This is a genomic window from Fictibacillus gelatini DSM 15865 (assembly GCF_000430745.1).
In the GTDB taxonomy this organism is placed as follows: domain Bacteria; phylum Bacillota; class Bacilli; order Bacillales; family Fictibacillaceae; genus Fictibacillus_A; species Fictibacillus_A gelatini.
The window spans coordinates 1-3478 of the sequence record NZ_AUMP01000071.1 but is presented as its reverse complement, the minus strand read 5'-3'; the positions used below and the strand labels follow the sequence as shown (position 1 = coordinate 3478).

2 protein-coding genes are annotated in these 3478 nt (G+C 35.7%); one reads left to right on the top strand and one right to left on the bottom strand.

Annotated features, from left to right (window positions below; all coding sequences use genetic code 11):
- Positions 1-806 precede the first annotated feature (806 nt).
- A complete protein-coding gene (locus H538_RS0118020; protein WP_026678771.1) occupies positions 807-2312 on the top strand; it encodes a phospholipase D-like domain-containing protein in 1506 nt (501 codons plus the stop codon).
- Between the two features lie 102 nt (positions 2313-2414).
- Here the strand turns inward: H538_RS0118020 and H538_RS0118015 are convergent, their stop codons facing one another.
- Complete coding sequence (locus tag H538_RS0118015) at positions 2415-2888, bottom strand: hypothetical protein (RefSeq protein ID WP_026678770.1); 474 nt, start codon at positions 2886-2888, stop codon at positions 2415-2417.
- Between the last annotated feature and the right edge of the window lie 590 nt (positions 2889-3478).

Sequence of the window (3478 nt, the reverse complement as noted above, 5' to 3'; positions counted from 1 at the left end):
TAATTTTGAACAACTCCCTCCCAGAGGGATTGTCCGGTAAACGTGGGGAATTTTCAACCGGAACTATTGAGTATTCTATCACCGGATTCTACACTAAAAAAGGATGGTTAAAGAAAATGGGCAAATTTTATTTTATATCTTAATAAAATTGTACGCTAAATATTACTACGAAATTAACACAATATTGATTAGCACCAAAAAGCACCCAAAGGATGACTTATAAGAAATTAATAAATAAGGTATGGCGGATAATATGGATATGGAGGATATGGATACCAGTAAACATATCTATAAGGACCATATAATGTACTAACCAATAGACCGCCCAATACTCCACCCAGTAATCCTGCTAGAAAGGGGGTTCCAAAATAGGGGCTCCAAAAAAATGGAGGTCTCCAGAAAATAGGAGGGCTCCAAAAAAAAGGTCTTAGAAAAGGCGGTCTAATGAAAATTGGTCTCCTTATAATTCGTTCATCTGTATTTGTTATATCTATTTGTTGTGGCATAACCTGTACTTCTGAATTCATAAAAACAGTCCTCATTTCTTTTTACTATTAAGAATATGCGTTTACCTATCCCGTTTCTTGTGCTTATATCATTGTTTTTAATAATTCCAACCATTAATATCAAGCCAAGTTTTCAATAAAACAAAGGACCACACGTTACTTTTATTAAGGTATTTGGAAACCCTTCAATATCAAAAAAGAGAAAAACATGGGTACCAATTGTTTTCGTTAATCCCAGGGTTATATGTTATAAACTTGTTACTATTTGCACATTTTAAAAGGTAAAAGAGGGTGCTTATTTTGGGATGGATTTTTGGACTTTATTTATTAAATACTGTTTTTATGATAATTATGGCGATTCGAGAGGTACGGCGACCAGCAGTGGCTTTAAATTGGATAACCATTAGTTTTATATTCCCTGTAATTGGATTTGGGCTTTATTTAATTACATCAAATCCTATCCGTATGAATAGCTCTAAAAAGCCTACCTCGACTTCTAATGCATCAGACACACTGCCTGATTCTTTTGGAAGTTCAGCTCGAATTATCGCACAATCATTGAAACACTTTACAGTTGGGGGATTTAGGGTTGGTCAAGTACAAGTTCTCATAAATGGGATGAAAACGTATGAAAAACTTATGGAATCTATACAGAAGGCAAAAAAAACGATTGACCTAGAATATTACATATTTAGAGACGACAAAATTGGAAGGCGTATTACGGATTTACTGATTGAACGGTCATTGGACGGTGTGCATATCCGCTTTATTAGAGACGGTTGGGGGAGCAGGAAATTATCCAAAACTCAAATTTCTCGGATGATTGATGCTGGAATAGAATGTCGAACTATTTTCCCTTTACGTCCCCCTTGGATATTTTCAACTTTGAATAACAGAGACCATTGTAAGATTGTCCTTATAGACGGTAAGGAAGCTTTTACAGGTGGGATTAATATTGGCGATGAATATACTGGACTAAAACCAAATGTAGGATACTGGCGTGACACTCATGTAAGAATAGTGGGTGAAGCTTCAAATGATTTTAAAATAATCTTCGAGGACCATTGGAATATTGCTTCGCCAGAACAAATAAAGACAAAATCTAGAATGAAAACAAAAACAGGAAAAGATGATTCCTCCATCACTCCTACAACAAGCTTAACGAAACCATTTACCGTAAGGTCAGAATTTAGCACAGAGTTGGGAACTATTGAAGAAACAAACTCGAATAAAGTTCAAGACACTGAGAAATTTCATCAAGCCTTTATACAAACAGTGGAAGGCAATCCTGGTATTCCTACCCCCTTTATTAGGGAGGTTTACTTTATAGGGATAACACAAGCCACAAAGACAATTGATATTACCACACCCTATTTTGCACCAGACCAGGATATTATTGTGGGACTTAAAACGGCAGTGGAACGTGGAGTTCGTGTAAGATTATTGGTTCCTCGTCAAGTGAATCAAAAACTCGTAGAACATGCAAGTTTCACTTTTTACGGAGAGTTGTTGGAAGCAGGGGTTAATATCTACCTATATGACAAAGGGATGCTGCACGCTAAATCGATGGTTATAGATGAGGAGATAGCTGAAGTTGGAGCAGCAAACTATGATATGAGAAGTTTTCGCTTGAATTATGAAGTCTGTGAATTTTTTTACAGTAAAGATGTGGCAAGAGACCTTACAGAACAGTTTGAGCGAGACCTTAAGGATTCTGTACCATTGAGAACGGAAGATTTAATACAACGGTCTTTTTCAGAGCGATTAATTCAGCAAGGTGCCCGTCTCCTTTTCCCTTTGTTGTAGCCATTAACATTCGAAAAAAGCCCTTAGAAAAAAATCTAATTCTGAGGGCTTTTTTGAACAATGATATTAACAGATAGGGGATGTCATAAAAAATTCCGCTTTTCACCTTCCAATATACCCCTTAAATCCTCGTTCGGTGCCGTATAGTAAATTAGATGTTAAAAAGACTCCAGCAGGAGGCAGTGAATCACTTTTAACGGGAGGTCCAGTAAGCGTTGTATCGGTTGTAGCAACCCAACTTCCATATTCGCCAGCTTGTAGAGATGTGGGATTCATTATAAACTGTCCACTTAAAATCAAATGTCGAATTTTAATAGGGGCATCATCAAAAATAGACAAGTGACCTAAAAATGTGGCATAAGGTGAATCAAATCTTATTTGTTTGGTCCTTTCATTCCAATATCCATTAATGGGAATAGGGGTTCCACGAAAATTAATCGTGCCACTTACTCTGTTATTGGTTATAGAGTTAATGATAAGTATGCCCCAAATGATTGGTCTTCCTGCAATAGCAGCATGGATACCCCACCGAGATGGGAACGGTATACTTATCGGGATATTTTGAGACGATTGCAAAGCTGTTCTCTCCTTCTAAATTCACAAATTGGATTTTTAAAGCTTAATGTTATTCCTTATATGATGGATAAAGTAATTCAGTTCTGGAGTTCTGGAGTTCTGGAAAAAGATACAATAAAAGTATATGCCTCTAATATGAAATCAGGTAATACAAAAATAAAAAACTTTTCTATACAAAAACAAAACGACACTTTTACCCTGTCATTTTAGCCTGCGTATATATTCTTAATTTTAAAACTGCCTCATATGGATTGTCGGTCATTGCAACTGTCGTTCTATTAATTCTTTTTAAAGTACCCATCACCAAAATGAAGTAACTATTTTCCTAATTAAACTACCATGGAAGATCGGCTTAAAATTCCATTCTCTGTGGTGTAGCTCTGCTGCATGGATGGCTAACGGGGGCTTTACTACAATAAGAAATAAGATTAAAGAGCCAAAATTATGCAAGTTTTTATGCACTACTTGTGAATTTTTGGCTTTCTTACATTTATAACCTGAATCCGTGGCTTAATGTTGATTTCAAATGAAATATTTAGTCGAATCAAGGATAATTTGTTATAAAATAATTATTTTATAACTTTAAAAAG